The sequence below is a fragment of the Marinifilum sp. genome, from assembly GCF_965230805.1.
GTDB lineage: Bacteria > Bacteroidota > Bacteroidia > Bacteroidales > Marinifilaceae > Marinifilum.
The window spans coordinates 2236504-2253443 of record NZ_OZ246019.1 but is presented as its reverse complement, the minus strand read 5'-3'; the positions used below and the strand labels follow the sequence as shown (position 1 = coordinate 2253443).

Sequence of the window (16940 nt, the reverse complement as noted above, 5' to 3'; positions counted from 1 at the left end):
TGCACTGATTTTGAGTAGAAATTTTCGAAGGAATATCGGGATATTTCAATAAGATTTGAGGAAATTTATGCCGAAAGCAGGCGAACACATAATGGAAAGTTCTCTTTACGACATCTTCACATTAAAAATTCCTCAAAATAGCTCGCTATTCTTTCCAAATTTTTAATGCAAATCTATCGCAAATATAACTTTCTGTGGATAGAATTTTACGTCGAACTCACGTTAAATTAAATAGAGGAAGTGATTAAAATTTAGTTTAGCTGCCTGTAATTATTTGGTGTTATACCCGTTTTTTGCTTAAATAATTTTGAGAAATACTGCGGATACTTGAATCCCAGTTCATAGGCGATTTCGCTTATGGTATCCTCACTTTGCAATAACTTCTTTTTGGCAAATTCAATTGCATAAAAATGAATGTGCTCTTGAGTGCTTTTACCAGTTTCTTTTTTTAACAAATCAGAAAGATATCCGGTTGATAGATTTACATATTTAGCACATTGCGTAACTGTTGGCAGTCCCTCGTTTTTTAAATTAGATGAATTAAAACTTTCCAATAGAAAGGTTTCAATCTTTGCCAAGGTATCACTATTTGAATGCGACCTTGTATCAAACTGGCGGTCATAATAGCGCAAACAATGATTTAGCAAAAGTTCCAAACTTGAAATAATAACACTTTTGGTGTGTTTATCTGTTGCCCTGTTTAACTCTTGGTCAATTCCTTGCACAATAAGGGTTAAACGACTTGCTTCCTCTTCGGAAACATGCAAGGCCTCGTTGTTCGAATAGCTAAAAAATGAATAAGTTTGTATGTTCTTGTCTAGTGAAGTACCATATATCAAATCGGGATGAAACACGATGCCCCAACCATAAACTGCATGCGCATCGCCTAACTTAAAAACCTGATTAGGTGCTAAAAAAAACAAGCTCCCATCTTGAGAATCATAATTTTGACGACCATATTTTAAAATGCCGTCATCCAACTTTTTAATTATAAGTGAATAAAAACTCAAGTTAAATCTAGCATCAATTGGAAATACTCCATCGGTAAAATTCACTTTTGAAAAATCAATCACACTAATCAAAGGATGCCTTACAGCCCCTTGATTTAAAAGAGAATGTATTTTACTTACAGTGGTAAGATTAATGGTTTTTTTATCCATTAGGCTTATTTATTCATTAAGTTGATTAAAAGTAAATCATCCTTTAAAATGACAAGGATTATCCTAATCTCCCAAGTTAGTTGAGTAATCTTATTTTCGGTGATGCGATTTGATATTCCCTCGTGGCAAGATAAAAAACGCTGATCTTTGCGCCAATTATAATGGTTTGAAAATACTTAATCCACCACCGAAATATAATAAGAACTATGGATTTAAATTGTTTTGATTTAAGAATTCGCATGCCTGATCTACAATAGGTTTTACAAATTCAGGTTTGTAATATAAATCAAAGTGCGTTGAGTTTGGGCATACCATTATAAATTTCTCATCAGCAGGAACATCATTGTAAAATTGCTCAATTTTATCTGTTGAATAGCCACCATCAGCATATGCCATAAAAAATGGTTTATTAATAAATCCCTTAATGTAATTGAAAGGATTGTATTTTCCTGTCATAATATAGCTTGCATGATAGAAATTTCCCTTATTCTTCCAACTTGGAACGCTACCAGGTTTATTTTCATATCCGTAGTATTGTTTCATACCTGTTTGTGTTTCAGTTGCAGGTATCAATTCCATCCATTTTTTTAGGGGCACAATCGGAATATAAAAATAAACTCCCAACATTTTAAAAAGCTTAATGATGGGGTCTGAAATTCCCATCATAATTTTAGTCAACATTCTTCCACCAAATGCTTTCGGATAATCAATTTGCGACGTAAGGTAAGGGCTGATAGCAAGTGTAGCTTTTACTCTTTGGTCGTCTGAACTAGCTGCAACTGCATGCCCTGCTCCCATACAAATACCGGCACTAATAATTTTATTGGCATCTACTTGCTGCAAAGATTGGAGGTATTTGTAGGCGTTTTTATTATCCGAAATTATTGAAAATGGATCTTCCATTTGTGGAACTCCTTCGCTTCCTCCGTATCCTTTTGGGTCGAAAGCAAGAGTGATATAAGATTTTTCTGCAAATTTCTCGGCATAAAGACCTGCTGTCTGTTCTTTCACTCCGGAAGCAGGCCTTGTTACCACAATAGCTCCACGCTTTTCGCCTTCTTTGTAATCCTCTGGAATAAAAAGGTGCCCTTCAAGTTTAAAACCATCACTTTCGAAACAAACCGTATTTCGTCCTGTTGTTAGTTTTTCCATCTTTATTTAAAATCTTTTTTAAGTCTTAAAATCGCATAAAGAGCAATTGGAAGCATTGTCCACATCCCAACCAGCAAAAGTGAGCCATAAATATCTCCCGTCCACCAAGTGTGTCCGTCTTTTGATACTACTTCCAAATTTGGTTTGCTTATGTAATTCGTTAGTGCCTCAACCAAAACATGAAGATAAATAAGAGGTGCAAAAATCCAATACTTTCTGTTCTCAAGCAATTTGAATTTTACCGGTACAGTTTTATATCTATCCATTAAGGCAAAAACAAAATAGAAAATAAAGACTACAAAAAACCATCCAAGATAATTGGTAAAAGGAACACCAAAATATTCACCTCCATCAAACCAAGTCCATCTTCCAACAATACTTGACCATTGAGGATCTCCGGTCACATCCCAAGAAGACATTACAAAAGAAGCTACTAAAGGCATGGTGATTAGTTCACTACCTTTTATTGTATTGTCGGTTTTAGAATGCAGAATGGAGGCAATTGTCCATGAAATAAAACCCATTGCAAAGTAAGCTGGCATTATTGCAAATGGAACGGTTCCCAATTTAACACCTAATAAATCAGAGTATTCGTAATTACCAAAAGGAAAGCCGGTAGCAATACTCAAACTTTCAAAGATCCAACCAGTAGCAAATACAATAACAAACATAACTAATAATCTTCCCCATCCATATCGATATACGCCATGATACAGAACAAAAATTGTTAGAATTACTGTTTGCATGAGATTTATCAGCTCATTCTGCATAATTGAGTTAAAAAAAGCCTGTAGAAATGCTAACAATACAAGTAGTGTCATACTTGCAAAAAATGTTTTTTCTTGTTTCATAATTTTTTTATTTAAGAATGCATTTAAAAGTATGTATATCTAAACAAACACTTTTAATCAAAACATCTTTTTTTGTATACATTTCTTAGGCCATTTCGGCGGTAAGTTCCACCTATATATGAGCCAGTACTGATAAATTGTGAGTAGGCTGTTTTTAAAATACCATGTAATCTGTAGCTTTGTTTTTGCCTTAATATTAACGTGAGTTCGACGTAAAATTCTATCCACAGAAAGTTATATTTGCGATAGATTTGCATTAAAAATTTGGAAAGAATAGCGGGCTATTTTGATATGGAGGGACAAGGAAGGTAAGCGCAAGCCAATTCGCCGACGGGTTTATGCTTTTAACCGAAGTTCGATAAAACTATTCGCCACAGAAAGTCAGATTTATTCAGGAGTTTCTTTAAATAAGCTGAAAGAATATCGGGGGATTTTTAAGAATTTTTGAAGTAAAGATTAGGTGAAGTTGACTTTACAAATAATTTCACTGCTATTGGCATAAATCTCCTCGAAATATCCCGATATTCCCACGGTAATTTGAGCAAATTTTTACTTAAAATCAGTGAAAACCCTTACATTTTTTTTAGTAGAACTGCGGTTTTTAGGGTTTTAAGATCCGATGCGAAGTTCGAATAAAGAGAGGGTGTCCCAAAAGTATGGTTTCACTGCTTTCAACAACTTATAGACTTAAGTGAAGATTGACATTCAGATTCCCTTTAGGGGCTAGGCAAGCTGAAATTTAATACAGAGAAATTACTTTTTGAACACCCTCTGGGTAAATAGCATATAGTAAAGGTGATTTAGTTATAAAGCACCTTCATCATATGCGCGTTCTCCATGCAATGATGCGTCCAGGCCTAGATCTTCATCTTCCTCGTTGACTTTTACAGGAGTTATATAGTTGATAATTGCAAGCATTAAATATGTAAATACAAATGCGTAAATAGCTCCGATAAGCACAGCTGTTACCTCTTTTAAAAAGAATGCAGCATCTCCTTCTAATAAACCAGATTGGTTATTGATTGCCGAAGAAGCAAACACCCCTAATGCGATGGTTCCGAATACACCGCCCATGCCGTGTACTCCCCATACATCAAGAGCATCATCCCAGCCCCATTTGTTTTTAAACTGCACGGCCACATAACAAAGTGCACCTGCAACAATACCAATAAGCATAGCTGCCCATAATGGTACAAAACCTGCTGCCGGAGTTATGGTTGCTAAACCTGCAACTGCTCCTGTTAATAATCCAACAAATTTTGGTTTGCCCTCGCGTGCCCATTCAATAATTAACCATGTAATTGCTGCAAAAGAAGCGGCAACATCAGTATTCAAAAATGCCAAGGTCGAAATTGCATCAACATCCAATTCGCTACCTGCATTAAATCCATACCAACCAAACCATAGCAAACCTGTACCAATAGCTACCAGTGGAATGCTATTTGGAGGTGTTTCCTTATCGCGACGTTTTCCTACATAAAATACCGAAGCCAAAGCCGCAAAACCTGCTGTTGCATGAACAACCACACCTCCGGCAAAGTCAAGAACACCCCATTCGGCAAGTATTCCTCCGCCCCAAATCATATGCACAAACGGATAGTATACAAACAATTGCCATAACACCAAGAAAATAAGATAAGCCTTAAAGGTAACCCGATTTACAAATGCACCTGTTATAAGAGCAGGAGTAATAATGGCAAACATCATTTGATACGCAATAAAGATATACATTGGGTATTTGCCGTCGGCCCCACTGAATGGTGCATCGAAATCAATCCCATTTAAAAATGCCAGGTCGAGATTACCAATTATTCCTCCTTCTCCGCCACTAAAGCACAAAGAGTAGCCTATTGCAACCCACATTATGGTTGTTATTCCTAACGACACAAAGGTTTGCATCATTACACCTAAAATATTTCTTTTACCAGCTAAACCTCCGTAAAAAAAGGCCAATCCAGGTGTCATTAACATCACCAGGCTGGTACATAAAATCATAAACGTTGTTGATCCTGATTCAAACATAGTATATTGTTATTTGATTTATTAAAATGAAAATCCGAATACAAAATAGATTTTCTCATCTACTGGGTTGGTAATTAATGAAGCGGATACCGGCAATGAGAAATTGTCATTAATTGCCACTTCCTTCGACAAAGTCATTCCTAAATTAACCACACCTGCCTTGCTTCCGTAGTAACCACTTTCGCCTACAAATCCCGAACTTTGATTACCCTCGGCCGGATCGGTTAAGTTGATTCCCAAAAATGCGTCAAGAGTCACATCATTTTCCATCGTAGTACTGTAGGACAATTCGGCATAGGTAGAATATTGCAATCTTGTTTTCTGGTTAAAATCAGCCTGAGATGCATTATCACCTAGTCTGATTGCATCTGCTCCCCAAAAGTTAACAGCTACCATCAGGCCAAATGGGATTTTATCGTTTCCATTAAAACTAAGGGTTCCCTCCAATACATGACCAGTCATATCGTTATCAAATTCAAAATAGTTGTAGTCAGCTCCTTCGGTTGGAAAGTAGTAATCCGTTAAGCTTAAACTAAATTGATCGTCAGCAAAAGTGTAAGCTAAATAAATATCAAACTCCTGACCTTCATTGTTTCCTCCTAATGAGTATGCTCCCCAAGCTCCTAGCTCCCATCCTTTGTAAGTTAAACTTACCGAAGGTTGAAGACTTGGACTCGTTCCTCCAAACTGTGTTCCGCGCCATACATAGCGACTCATCACATCGGCACCAAAATCGAGGATAGGTTTTTCTTCCTGACCAAAAGAAAGATTGCTAAAACAAACCATAAAGGTTACGCATAAAAATAAGCCTAATCGTTTCATAGAATTAAATGTTAGATTTTTGTTGTGTTTTAATTGTGCCAATATAGGCTTGCCACGAAATATTTGAAATAGAGAATTTCTCTTAATATGACTTACGAAAAATGGCTATTGTATAGGTGAATTACCTAGTAAAGTTGAAGCAATGGGAGCCTGAATTATACCATTTCTAAACCAAAAGTTTCTTTTTGTTTTTGATGTGCTCACTTTAACAAACACAAAGAAAAATTTACCCCGTTGTATTCAAAAAGAATAATCTACCACTAAGGAATAAGGAAGGATTTCACCAAGGGACACAAAGGTTTTTTGCTAATGATTAATTTCTGTTTTGATGCTCTCACTCTAAGTTGAGGGTATCAATATTAAAAGCACAAAGAAATATACCAACAAGGAATATGATAGGATTTTGGATGCTCTGGCTTTAAAAAGCACAAAGAAATAATTTACCACTAAGGAATAAGGAAGAAACCCACCAAGGAACACAAAGCTTGTTTGCTAATGATTCCTTTCTTGATGCTCTCACTTTAAGTTGAGGGTATCAATAATTTACCACTAAGGAATACAACAAGGACTCAAAGCTTGTCTGTTTTAGAAACCAAGCTGTCTAAGAAATTTATTAACTGCCTTGATCGATTGACAATGGCATATTAAAATTCTCTAGGAGCGTTGATCGAAAGGAAAAAGACCTTTTGAATTTAAAAACGCACTTTGATCGACTGACAATGCCAAAATTAAATTCAAAATGGCCATTGTTCAAGTGACAATGGCCATTTTAAAATTCATACAGACATTGTTTAAGTGACAATCCGCTTTTTTAAGTTCAAAAACCGTTTTTCTCAAAAGTCAAAGCCCTAAAAGTTTTAAAAGCCCTTTTTCCTTTCGAACAATGGCCCTAGGGAATTTCATAAGGCATTGTCTTTTGAACAATGCGCCTAGAGAATTTCATAGGGCATTGTCTTTTGAACAACGCCCCTAGGGAATTTCATAGGGCATTGTCTTTTGAACAACGCTCCTAGGGAATTTCATAGGGCATTGTCTTTTGAACAACGCCCCTAGAGAATTTCATAGGGCATTGTCTTTTGAACAATGCCCCTAGAGAATTTCATAGAGCCTTGTCTTTTGAACAATGGCCCTAGGGAATTTCATAAGGCATTGTCTTTTGAACAATGCCCCTAGGGAATTTCATAGGGCATTGTCTTTTGAACAATGCGCCTAGGGAATTTCATAGGGCATTGTCTTTTGAACAATGCTCCTAGAGAATTTCATAGGGCGATTGTCTTTTGAACAACGCTCCTAGAGAATTTCATAGGGCGTTGTCTTTTGAACAACGCTCCTAGAGAATTTCATAGGGCATTGTCTTTTGAACAACGCCCCTAGGGAATTTCATAGGGCGTTGTCTTTTGAACAACGCTCCTAGAGAAGTTCATAGAGCCTTGCCTTTTGAACAATGCTCCTAGGGAATTTCATAGGGCATTGTCTTTTGAACAATGCTCGTAGAGAATTTCATAGGGCATTGTCTTTTGAGCAATGCCCCTAGAGAATTTCATAGAGCCTTGTCTTTTGAACAATGCTCCTAGGGAATTTCATAGGGCGTTGTCTTTTGAACAACGCTCCTAGAGAATTTCATAGGGCATTGTCTTTTGAACAATGCCCCTAGGGAATTTCATAGGGCATTGTCTTTTGAACAATGCCCCTAGGGAATTTCATAGAGCCTTGTCTTTTGAACAATGCTCCTAGAGAATTTCATAGGGCATTGTCTTTTGAACAATGCTCGTAGAGAATTTCATAGGGCGTTGTCTTTTGAACAATGTGTGCCTAGAGAATTTCTACAGTCATTTTCTCCGACAATGCTTTTTTGTTCTGTTTTCAATTGCCATACTGTTGCAAATCATCCAGACCTAAAGGTATGATATGTTTATTTTGATGCATCAAAATGGCATTGATCCGTGTTTAACAAACCCAATGCGAATTGTTGCCTGTTGAATCGTGATAATATTGATTATAATTCTTAGATTTGGAATCGTGAATCAAAAATAAGTGCACAATACATACCAATATGGCGTGTATTGTGCACCTTTTTACTCTGAGATAAGAAAAATAAGTGCACCAGTGCACAAATTAATAGTTGGCGTGCATTAGAAAAAGGACATGAACATAGAAGATGTTAAAAATATAATTAAAGAAGAATTAAAAGATAATCCTGATTTATCAAATGCTCATGGAGTAGAACTTGATAGATGTTTAATAGAGCCCGTTAAACAGACATATTTAGATTCGTTCAATGATAATAGAGAGATTAGACTCTGGACTGTACTTGAAGAAACTGAAGATGGTAATGGATATAAAATCATATATGACCAAGAAGATAATATGTTTGGACTAGGAATCAAATCAAACAAAGATGAGTTGGTTTTTATTGGATACTACGGGACATTTGTAGAGACATTAAAAGGAATGTAACAATTTTGCTAAACATTAAATGAGAAACCTGATAGAGGAATATAAGGAGTTAACAGCTAATTGTGCAAGAACTGATTATGCTGATAAAAAATCTGTAAAAAGACATAATAAATCAGTTGATAGGATGTATGAAATTGCTGAGAAAATAGGATATGAAGACACGACCGAAACTATAAGCGATTTTATTAAACTGCTTGACATAATTGAGAATAAAACTAATGTATGGGCTGCTGTTCACATATTAGAAAGGATTCCAATTGATTCAAAAATAGAAAAAAAAGCCTTAGGCATAATAAAGCAAATAGCTAAAGGTGATAGTGCTGAAGCAATGGGATTTCAAAGTTGGTTAGATGATTATAAAAGAAAAAATAAATAGATGATAAAAATAACGACACGCCAATCGAGTAGATGGCCAGTGAGCTAACAGCCCACTGGTACACCTCTCACACCACCGTACGTACGGGTCTCGTATACGGCGGTTCGTTAGGTATCAGTGTCATCGCTCTTTACACCAACAACACCTTTGCCCGATTTTAGAATAAGGCTAGACTCAAATAAATGAGAGCTTCCTTATTGAATTTAAGACAACCTAACGTTCAGCCCTTCGCTACTTTGTGAGACCTCCACAGTTTCTATTTGTGGCTCATTTCCCGTAACTACTATGGCTTCTGCTGACTTCTTGCCATAACCAACTCGTGGTTGACAAGATCTCCCCTGGTAAGAGCATTTTCCTTCCTCCAATTCCTGCCTGATCTACTACTTTGGTGTTTCTCTAAAAAAGAGTTAGGACGTCGACATGATGTGCTGCCTTATCCAACCTCATAGCCTCATATCAGGTTCCTGTTCGTCAGTACCGGATTTTGTAGTCTCGCTTCCTTCAGTGCATACCTCACGGTAAACCACCTTGCGACTTACTAATGCTTCCGAGAGTCACCTCGGCACATAAGGGACTTGCACCCTCTGGAAAATTAACATACTTATTGTTAGCTCGTTTGATCAAATATTTGCATATTTAAACTTTTTCAAGAGCTTACAAATAAGTGTGCTCTTGCTCATGCAGGGCACACACAATGTGTATAATTCATAAGGGTTTCAGAGGTTATCGAGCGGCATCATCCACATCACATTTGGGTAGTAACTTGATAGGTTTGAAGCCCGAAATCCCTTACGAAATCATACACTCAACGTTGTAAAACATTTATAAATAAGTCTTTCATTAAAAATAAAGAGTGAAATGAAACAAATAGAAAGACAAAAGACACAAAAACTTATCAATAAAATTCAAGAAGGGAATTTTGACGAAAATGATGTTGACAATTTATTCATGAAATTGAGAGCTTATTCTAATGGTTTTAAGGTCTTTCGAGAAATATCTGATTTTGTGGCCCATAATGATATTAGAGATAGAGGGCTAACTAATCAATCATTGGAAGGTATGTATTTGAGTATTAAATATTTCTTAGAATTCACCTCAAATAATAAAAAACTCAATCTAGCTAACCCATTTCCGACTTGGATAAAAAAACTGATGATTTATCAAATTGAAAAATCAGATGAATTAAAATTGAAAGAAAGTTTTAAGACTAGTAAGGAACGACTAAAGTCAAGAGTTGGAAAAGGTTTTAAGGATAACAAGAATGGATATTCTATACTTTTAAAGGGGAAAATTTCGAATCTTACAATTGAAGCAATTGCTTTTGTTATGAGCTTTATTAATGCAAAAGAAGCTTATTCACAGACTGAACTTCTAGAGGAAACTATAGATATAATCAAAAAAAATAATTTTGAAATAGATATTTCTGATTTTAGAAAACAATCAAATTATTTTACACTCTGCACTTTACTTTTATTACATAATACAGTTTTTAGCTTCAAAGGCTATAAAGATGGATATTGTAAAATTTCACCTGAAAAAAACACCATTTATTCTTACGACAAAACAACATTAGATGAAAATGATACAGAAGTAGAAGCCTTTGAATCATTCGGAAACCTTAATATATTAGGTTATGTCACTCTACCTAGAGATGGTAAAGATGTAACAATTGTTCAAACAATTATGTCGACTAATTTGAAAGCAGAAAAACATTGTGATGAAAGTCTATTTCAGATTGAATCGTCATTTCATGGTGATAGATCAGGTAATATAATTCGACTTTTAGAACTCAATGAAAATATTAAAATATCACAGAATAGACAACTCATAATTGATTAGTATAAAAAACGTTTTACAATCGAGTAGATGGCCAGTGAGCTAACAGCCCACTGATACACCTCTCACACCACCGTACGTACGGGTCTCGTATACGGCGGTTCGTTAGGTATCAGTGTCATCGCTCTTTACACCAACAACACCTTTGCCCGATTTTAGAATAAGGCTAGACTCAAATAAATGAGAGCTTCCTTATTGAATTTAAGACAACCTAACGTTCAGCCCTTCGCTACTTTGTGAGACCTCCACAGTTTCTATTTGTGGCTCATTTCCCGTAACTACTATGGCTTCTGCTGACTTCTTGTCATAACCAACTCGTGGTTGACAAGATCTCCCCTGGTAAGAGCATTTTCCTTCCTCCAATTCCTGCCTGATCTACTACTTTGGTGTTTCTCTAAAAAAGAGTTAGGACGTCGACATGATGTGCTGCCTTATCCAACCTCATAGCCTCATATCAGGTTCCTGTTCGTCAGTACCGGATTTTGTAGTCTCGCTTCCTTCAGTGCATACCTCACGGTAAACCACCTTGCGACTTACTAATGCTTCCCAGAGTCACCTCGGCACATAAGGGACTTACACCCTCTGGAAAATTAACATACTTATTGTTAGCTCTTTTGACTAAATATTTGCATATTTAAACTTTTTCAAGAGCTTACAAATAAGTGTGCTCTTGCTCATGCAGGGCACACACATTTTGTATAGTGCATAGGGCAGATAGTGAGTATTTGAAGTTTTGCTCTCATATCAGCACCGCCGAAGCGCAGCTTCGACGGCGTGTCACATTCGCAGGTGTCAAACCTGCGCTTCGGCTACTTAGCAACTTGACAGGGAAGTGCCTTGAAATGCCCTACGACACCATACAATTTACCGTTAACAAACATAAACCAAAAATGCAGATGATTTGAATTAAGTGAAATACAAAATAGTGGTTTGTAAGAACCTTGGATTAACCTTAAAAATGTGACATCAGTTAAATTTATACCTAAAATGAAAACAATACAAAAGTCAAATTTCAAGTTGTTAAATGCATTTATACTTTTGGTGACTTTAACTTCTTTTTCCTTGTATACCCATGCGCAGGTTAACGAAGAAATTTCGGGCGTGTATTCTGGAATAGTGCGAACTCAATCGCAGAGAAAACTAACAAAAATTGAACTTTATCAGGGATATTCTCCAATATATAAAAAACCTGCTAAGGTAACTGAATGGGTATCGGTTTTCTTAAGAATTACTCAATATGACAACAAAAAAGGCAAGGGAGAGCCATCTACAATAGTATATCATGGTCGTATTAATCAAAAACTTATCGATGGTTATCATTCCCTTGACCTAAAAACCATTCAAAAGGATAAACGAACCGGAAAATTTAGAGGTAATACCGGAACTAAAAAAATATTATTAAAATATTTGAGTGATGGAAAGTTTGAAATAAAAAATATTGGCTTACACGGTGAATACGAAAAAGTAGGTGATGCAGCCCAAGTGGAAGGTTTAGTTAGATTTGTCTGTAAAATTAGGTTACAAGAAAGCATTGCAAGAAATGGATCTCTGGTACTAGGAAGTTTAAGTAAAGTTAATGAAGATGTATTCGATCCTCTAATAAAACCTGGACAAAACGGAATCAGTATTTATATTGATTCATCAAAAATAGACAATGTGTTGTTCGATAAAGAAATTCATGCAAATTATAAATTAGAAAGAAACAATTCAGCTAGGCGGTCTCAAAGTGATATTTCTTTAAGTTATAAAATAATAAAACCTGCACTAGGTGTATCCCCAAATGGAAATTATGGTTTTATACCCTTGGTAAGCTTTCCCAATGTAGAGAAACTTATTTTACATGATGCGAAAACCTCAGAAGCTCATTTTATTGTCTCTATTCACAAATCAAGAAGTCGTGCAACATTATTCGTAAAAAAAACAACGGAGGCAATAGAAAATCATGATTCCTATATAACATCTTATAAAATAGCAAAAGATAAGGCAATCATGGCTGAGCATGAATTTAAAATGAAACGTAAGGAGAGGCTAAGAAATAAGGAATTTAATCCTTCTGGAGTTGGATTAGATTTTGGTTTTGGTATTGAGGGATCTTATCTAAATAAAGAAATGTGGTCAACAATTAGAAAGGTTTTCTATGGAGAATTTGAACTTGTCGACAAAAATTACTTCCCTCGTTTTCATAACACTTTTTTATGGTACGCAAGCAAAATCTACGGTCCTTCATATTCTAAAGAAAATGTTAAGGAAGATGTACATTTAGAGACTATAGAAGAATATCCAAATGGGCATAGTGAAGTTGTTCAGACACATCATTTTGAAATATGGATGCAGCCAAGATTCGTTAATAACTTCAGGAGTTTTAAAGATGAAGGAGATTTCACTTTAGTAAATGTTGCATTTGCTTGGGGTGAAAAGGTCAATCAATTACTTACAGAATATACCGCAGAAAGTCTAATGTTTAAGCAGTTACTAGAAAATGTTTATCGTTATTCGGAAGGTTTACCTCCGGTTAAAACAATAGAGGAACTTGAAAAAGTCTTGTAAACATATAGTGTGTTAAATTAATTATATATAGTGCTTTACCATTACTTAGATTGTTTTTAATATAAATATCTCTAATGTAAAATGTAATCGCAATTTGCTAGATTCACCTAATTCTTATACTTGAAATAGGAAAATGCTAATTGATAAAAAGTGGAAAATTTTAAAATAACGTTTGTTAATCGAGTAGATGGCCAGTGAGCTAACAGCCCACTGGTACACCTCTCACACCACCGTACGTACGGGTCTCGTATACGGCGGTTCGTTAGGTATCAGTGTCATCGCTCTTTACACCAACAACACCTTTGCCCGATTTTAGAATAAGGCTAGACTCAAATAAATGAGAGCTTCCTTATTGAATTTAAGACAACCTAACGTTCAGCCCTTCGCTACTTTGTGAGACCTCCACAGTTTCTATTTGTGGCTCATTTCCCGTAACTACTATGGCTTCTGCTGACTTCTTGTCATAACCAACTCGTGGTTGACAAGATCTCCCCTGGTAAGAGCATTTTCCTTCCTCCAATTCCTGCCTGATCTACTACTTTGGTGTTTCTCTAAAAAAGAGTTAGGACGTCGACATGATGTGCTGCCTTATCCAACCTCATAGCCTCATATCAGGTTCCTGTTCGTCAGTACCGGATTTTGTAGTCTCGCTTCCTTCAGTGCATACCTCACGGTAAACCACCTTGCGACTTACTAATGCTTCCCAGAGTCACCTCGGCACATAAGGGACTTGCACCCTCTGGAAAATTAACATACTTATTGTTAGCTCGTTTGATCAAATATTTGCATATTTAAACTTTTTCAAGAGCTTACAGATAAGTGTGCTCTTGCTCATGCAGGGCACACACATTTTGTATAAAAATAATAGCCGTGACAGTGGTTTGCGAAGGTCTGAGCTATTAATTAACACCGCCAAAGCTTTTGCTTCGGCTAACAATAAAACTTAAATTAGTAACCAAAACAAAAGCTTCGGCTCGTAGTATTTGGATGGTGATGTGTTTCAAACTCGGCTACTATTCTTATACTCAGCGTTGTGCTCTATTAAAACAAACATTTGGATTAGATGAATAAATTACCAAAGATTGAGACGGAAAGACTAATGCTAACCGAATTGAAAGCCGATGATATCGAGGACATAGTAAAATATGCTTCCAATAAAAATATATCGGACTATACGCTCAATCTTCCACATCCTTATTCCGAACAGGATGCTATTTACTGGATAAATCTTGCTAATCAGGGATTAAAATCTGGAACCAATTACATTTTCGCAATTCGATTAAAAGAAAATAACGAATTTATTGGCGGAATTGGATTGACTGTAGAGAAAAGATTTAATCGCGCTGAAATCGGATATTGGATTGCGGAACCGTTTTGGCGAAAAGGTATAGCTACCGAGGCAACCAAAAAGATAATTGACTTCGGATTTGACAACCTCGGACTAAATAAACTTACATCATCTCATTTAGCGAAAAATCCAGCCTCTGGAAAGGTTATGCAAAACAGCGGAATGACAAAAGAAGGCGAATTGAAAGAACATGTTTTAAAGAAAACAGAGTATCACGACTTGATTTTATATGGTATAACGAAAAAGCAAGTTGGAAAATAACAGAGCACAATCGAGTAGATGGCCAGTGAGCTAACAGCCCACTGGTACACCTCTCACACCACCGTACGTACGGGTCTCGTATACGGCGGTTCGTTAGGTATCAGTGTCATCGCTCTTTACACCAACAACACCTTTGCCCGATTTTAGAATAAGGCTAGACTCAAATAAATGAGAGCTTCCTTATTGAATTTAAGACAACCTAAGGTTCAGCCCTTCGCTACTTTGTGAGACCTCCACAGTTTCTATTTGTGGCTCATTTCCCGTAACTACTATGGCTTCTGCTGACTTCTTGTCATAACCAACTCGTGGTTGACAAGATCTCCCCTGGTAAGAGCATTTTCCTTCCTCCAATTCCTGCCTGATCTACTACTTTGGTGTTTCTCTAAAAAAGAGTTAGGACGTCGACATGATGTGCTGCCTTATCCAAGCTCATATCCTCATATCAGGTTCCTGTTCGTCAGTACCGGATTTTGTAGTCTCGCTTCCTTCAGTGCATACCTCACGGTAAACCACCTTGCGACTTACTAATGCTTCCCAGAGTCACCTCGGCACATAAGGGACTTACACCCTCTGGAAAATTAACATACTTATTGTTAGCTCGTTTGATCAAATATTTGCATATTTAAACTTTTTCAAGAGCTTACAAATAAGTGTGCTCTTGCTCATGCAGGGCACACACAAAAGTTAAAATTCAAGGGCGGTGACGTTCAACTTGATAATACAACAAAATTTTAAACGGTAACGGCTTTGATAAGGTGGTGGTTGTATATCGCCCTCAAATTTTAGCCAAACCGTTAGGCTTCATGCGGTACAAAAAGTCGCACAATATTGTTATTTGTACCTAATTTTATATTTTTGGGACAAATAAAAAGAACATGGGACAGAATGCACCATATATTAAACTGGAAAAGCTTCCACCTCTAAGAGACAAGGTTGAAACAATTGAGATACTTAGACAAACAAACAAGGCAACTGCTGCCTTGGCAGAACTAAAAGGGATTGCAAAAACAATACCCAATCAAGCAATGTTAATTAATGCAATAGTATTACAAGAAGCTAAAGACAGTTCCGAGATTGAGAATATTATAACAACTCAAGATGATTTATATAAAGCGTTAACTGTAAATAAAACTACAGTATCTGCAGAGACAAAGGAAGTTGTTAATTACAGAAAAGCAATATTTCATGGATTTGACCTTGCACAAAAACAAGGATTCTTAAAAGTCAATGATATTGTGAGCATTCAGCAAGAATTAGTTGATAACACAGCAGGGATTAGAAGTACACCTGGAACTGTATTAAAAAATGACTCAACAGGAGAAGTTGTATATACACCACCTCAAGATAAAGATGAGATTTTAGAGCTTCTAACAAATTTTATTAATCATTACAATCAGCAAGACGACTTATCTCCATTGATTAATTTAGCAATATTACATTTTCAGTTTGAAAGTATTCACCCATTTTATGATGGGAATGGCAGAACTGGTCGAATCCTGAATATCTTGTATTTGATGTTAAATGACCTAATAGATGTTCCTATTTTATATCTAAGTTCTTATATCATTGATAACAAAGCTGAATATTATAAACTCCTTAATCAAACAAATAAAATAGGAAAATGGGAAGAATGGATAATGTTTATGCTCAAAGCTGTAGAAAGCACTTCAAAGAATACGATTACAAAAATAACAAATATTAAAAATCAGCTTGACTTGACAATATTAAAAGTTCAAGAGAAAGCACCAAAAGTTTATAGAAAAGAACTTGTAGAATTACTATTTGAACAACCCTATTCAAAGATTGAATTTGTCGTTAATAAATTGGGAGTGGAAAGAAAAGCAGCATCACGATATTTAAAAGAATTAGAAAATATTGAAGTGCTAAAATCTCAAAAAGTCGGTCGAGAAACTTTATATGTGAATAAAGAACTGATTGAAATATTAAAACAATAAAGCACGAAAGCCTAATCGAGTAGATGGCCAGTGAGCTAACAGCCCACTGGTACACCTCTCACACCACCGTACGTACGGGTCTCGTATACGGCGGTTCGTTAGGTATCAGTGTCATCGCTCTTTACACCAATAACACCTTTGCCCGATTTTAGA

Annotated in this window: 11 protein-coding genes; 6 read left to right on the top strand and 5 right to left on the bottom strand. The window is 36.1% G+C overall.

All coding sequences use genetic code 11. The features are described 5' to 3' along the window. Nucleotides 1-251 precede the first annotated feature (251 nt). From ACO05S_RS09025 to ACO05S_RS09005, 5 genes are all read right to left on the bottom strand, one after another. Complete coding sequence (locus tag ACO05S_RS09025; protein ID WP_421921184.1) at nucleotides 252-1160, bottom strand: helix-turn-helix domain-containing protein; 909 nt, start codon at nucleotides 1158-1160, stop codon at nucleotides 252-254. A 204-nt stretch (nucleotides 1161-1364) separates the two neighbouring features. Then, nucleotides 1365-2312, bottom strand: coding sequence for an alpha/beta hydrolase (locus ACO05S_RS09020; RefSeq protein WP_421921183.1), 948 nt, complete (start codon nucleotides 2310-2312; stop codon nucleotides 1365-1367). Nucleotides 2313-2314: 2 nt separating this feature from the next. After that, nucleotides 2315-3163, bottom strand: coding sequence for a carotenoid biosynthesis protein (locus ACO05S_RS09015; protein WP_421921182.1), 849 nt, complete (start codon nucleotides 3161-3163; stop codon nucleotides 2315-2317). An 804-nt stretch (nucleotides 3164-3967) separates the two neighbouring features. Next, the gene (locus ACO05S_RS09010; protein ID WP_421921181.1) at nucleotides 3968-5185 is read right to left on the bottom strand and encodes an ammonium transporter; all 1218 of its coding nucleotides are present in this window, start codon (nucleotides 5183-5185) and stop codon (nucleotides 3968-3970) included. A gap of 21 nt (nucleotides 5186-5206) precedes the next feature. Next, complete coding sequence (locus ACO05S_RS09005; RefSeq protein ID WP_421921180.1) at nucleotides 5207-6007, bottom strand: hypothetical protein; 801 nt, start codon at nucleotides 6005-6007, stop codon at nucleotides 5207-5209. A 2145-nt stretch (nucleotides 6008-8152) separates the two neighbouring features. On the opposite strand from ACO05S_RS09005, the gene ACO05S_RS09000 reads away from it, so the two are divergent. The 6 genes from ACO05S_RS09000 to ACO05S_RS08975 all read left to right on the top strand — a co-directional run bounded on the left by ACO05S_RS09000 (nucleotide 8153) and on the right by ACO05S_RS08975 (nucleotide 16787). Next, nucleotides 8153-8464 (top strand): hypothetical protein, encoded by a 312-nt coding sequence (locus ACO05S_RS09000; protein WP_421921179.1) that lies wholly within the window; start codon nucleotides 8153-8155, stop codon nucleotides 8462-8464. 19 nt (nucleotides 8465-8483) lie between these two features. Continuing rightward, on the top strand, nucleotides 8484-8840 hold the full coding sequence (locus ACO05S_RS08995) for a hypothetical protein (protein ID WP_421921178.1): 357 nt from the start codon (nucleotides 8484-8486) through the stop codon (nucleotides 8838-8840). A gap of 858 nt (nucleotides 8841-9698) precedes the next feature. Continuing rightward, the gene (locus ACO05S_RS08990) at nucleotides 9699-10679 is read left to right on the top strand and encodes a hypothetical protein (protein WP_421921177.1); all 981 of its coding nucleotides are present in this window, start codon (nucleotides 9699-9701) and stop codon (nucleotides 10677-10679) included. Between the two features lie 984 nt (nucleotides 10680-11663). Next, nucleotides 11664-13223: a hypothetical protein gene (locus ACO05S_RS08985; protein ID WP_421921176.1), complete on the top strand. Its 1560-nt coding sequence runs from the start codon at nucleotides 11664-11666 to the stop codon at nucleotides 13221-13223. A 1063-nt stretch (nucleotides 13224-14286) separates the two neighbouring features. Then, the gene (locus ACO05S_RS08980; protein ID WP_421921175.1) at nucleotides 14287-14832 is read left to right on the top strand and encodes a GNAT family N-acetyltransferase; all 546 of its coding nucleotides are present in this window, start codon (nucleotides 14287-14289) and stop codon (nucleotides 14830-14832) included. Nucleotides 14833-15707: 875 nt separating this feature from the next. After that, complete coding sequence (locus ACO05S_RS08975) at nucleotides 15708-16787, top strand: Fic family protein (protein WP_421921174.1); 1080 nt, start codon at nucleotides 15708-15710, stop codon at nucleotides 16785-16787. The last annotated feature ends 153 nt before the right edge of the window (nucleotides 16788-16940 follow it).

Excerpts from the sequence above, each read along its gene's own strand:
- ACO05S_RS08995 (WP_421921178.1), top strand. The coding sequence starts at position 8,484 with ATGAGAAACCTGATAGAGGAATATAAGGAGTTAACAGCTAATTGTGCA.
- ACO05S_RS09020 (WP_421921183.1), bottom strand. The coding sequence starts at position 2,312 with ATGGAAAAACTAACAACAGGACGAAATACGGTTTGTTTCGAAAGTGAT.
- ACO05S_RS09005 (WP_421921180.1), bottom strand. The coding sequence starts at position 6,007 with ATGAAACGATTAGGCTTATTTTTATGCGTAACCTTTATGGTTTGTTTT.
- ACO05S_RS08985 (WP_421921176.1), top strand. The coding sequence starts at position 11,664 with ATGAAAACAATACAAAAGTCAAATTTCAAGTTGTTAAATGCATTTATA.
- ACO05S_RS09000 (WP_421921179.1), top strand. The coding sequence starts at position 8,153 with ATGAACATAGAAGATGTTAAAAATATAATTAAAGAAGAATTAAAAGAT.
- ACO05S_RS08975 (WP_421921174.1), top strand. The coding sequence starts at position 15,708 with ATGGGACAGAATGCACCATATATTAAACTGGAAAAGCTTCCACCTCTA.
- ACO05S_RS09015 (WP_421921182.1), bottom strand. The coding sequence starts at position 3,163 with ATGAAACAAGAAAAAACATTTTTTGCAAGTATGACACTACTTGTATTG.
- ACO05S_RS09025 (WP_421921184.1), bottom strand. The coding sequence starts at position 1,160 with ATGGATAAAAAAACCATTAATCTTACCACTGTAAGTAAAATACATTCT.
- ACO05S_RS08990 (WP_421921177.1), top strand. The coding sequence starts at position 9,699 with ATGAAACAAATAGAAAGACAAAAGACACAAAAACTTATCAATAAAATT.
- ACO05S_RS09010 (WP_421921181.1), bottom strand. The coding sequence starts at position 5,185 with ATGTTTGAATCAGGATCAACAACGTTTATGATTTTATGTACCAGCCTG.
- ACO05S_RS08980 (WP_421921175.1), top strand. The coding sequence starts at position 14,287 with ATGAATAAATTACCAAAGATTGAGACGGAAAGACTAATGCTAACCGAA.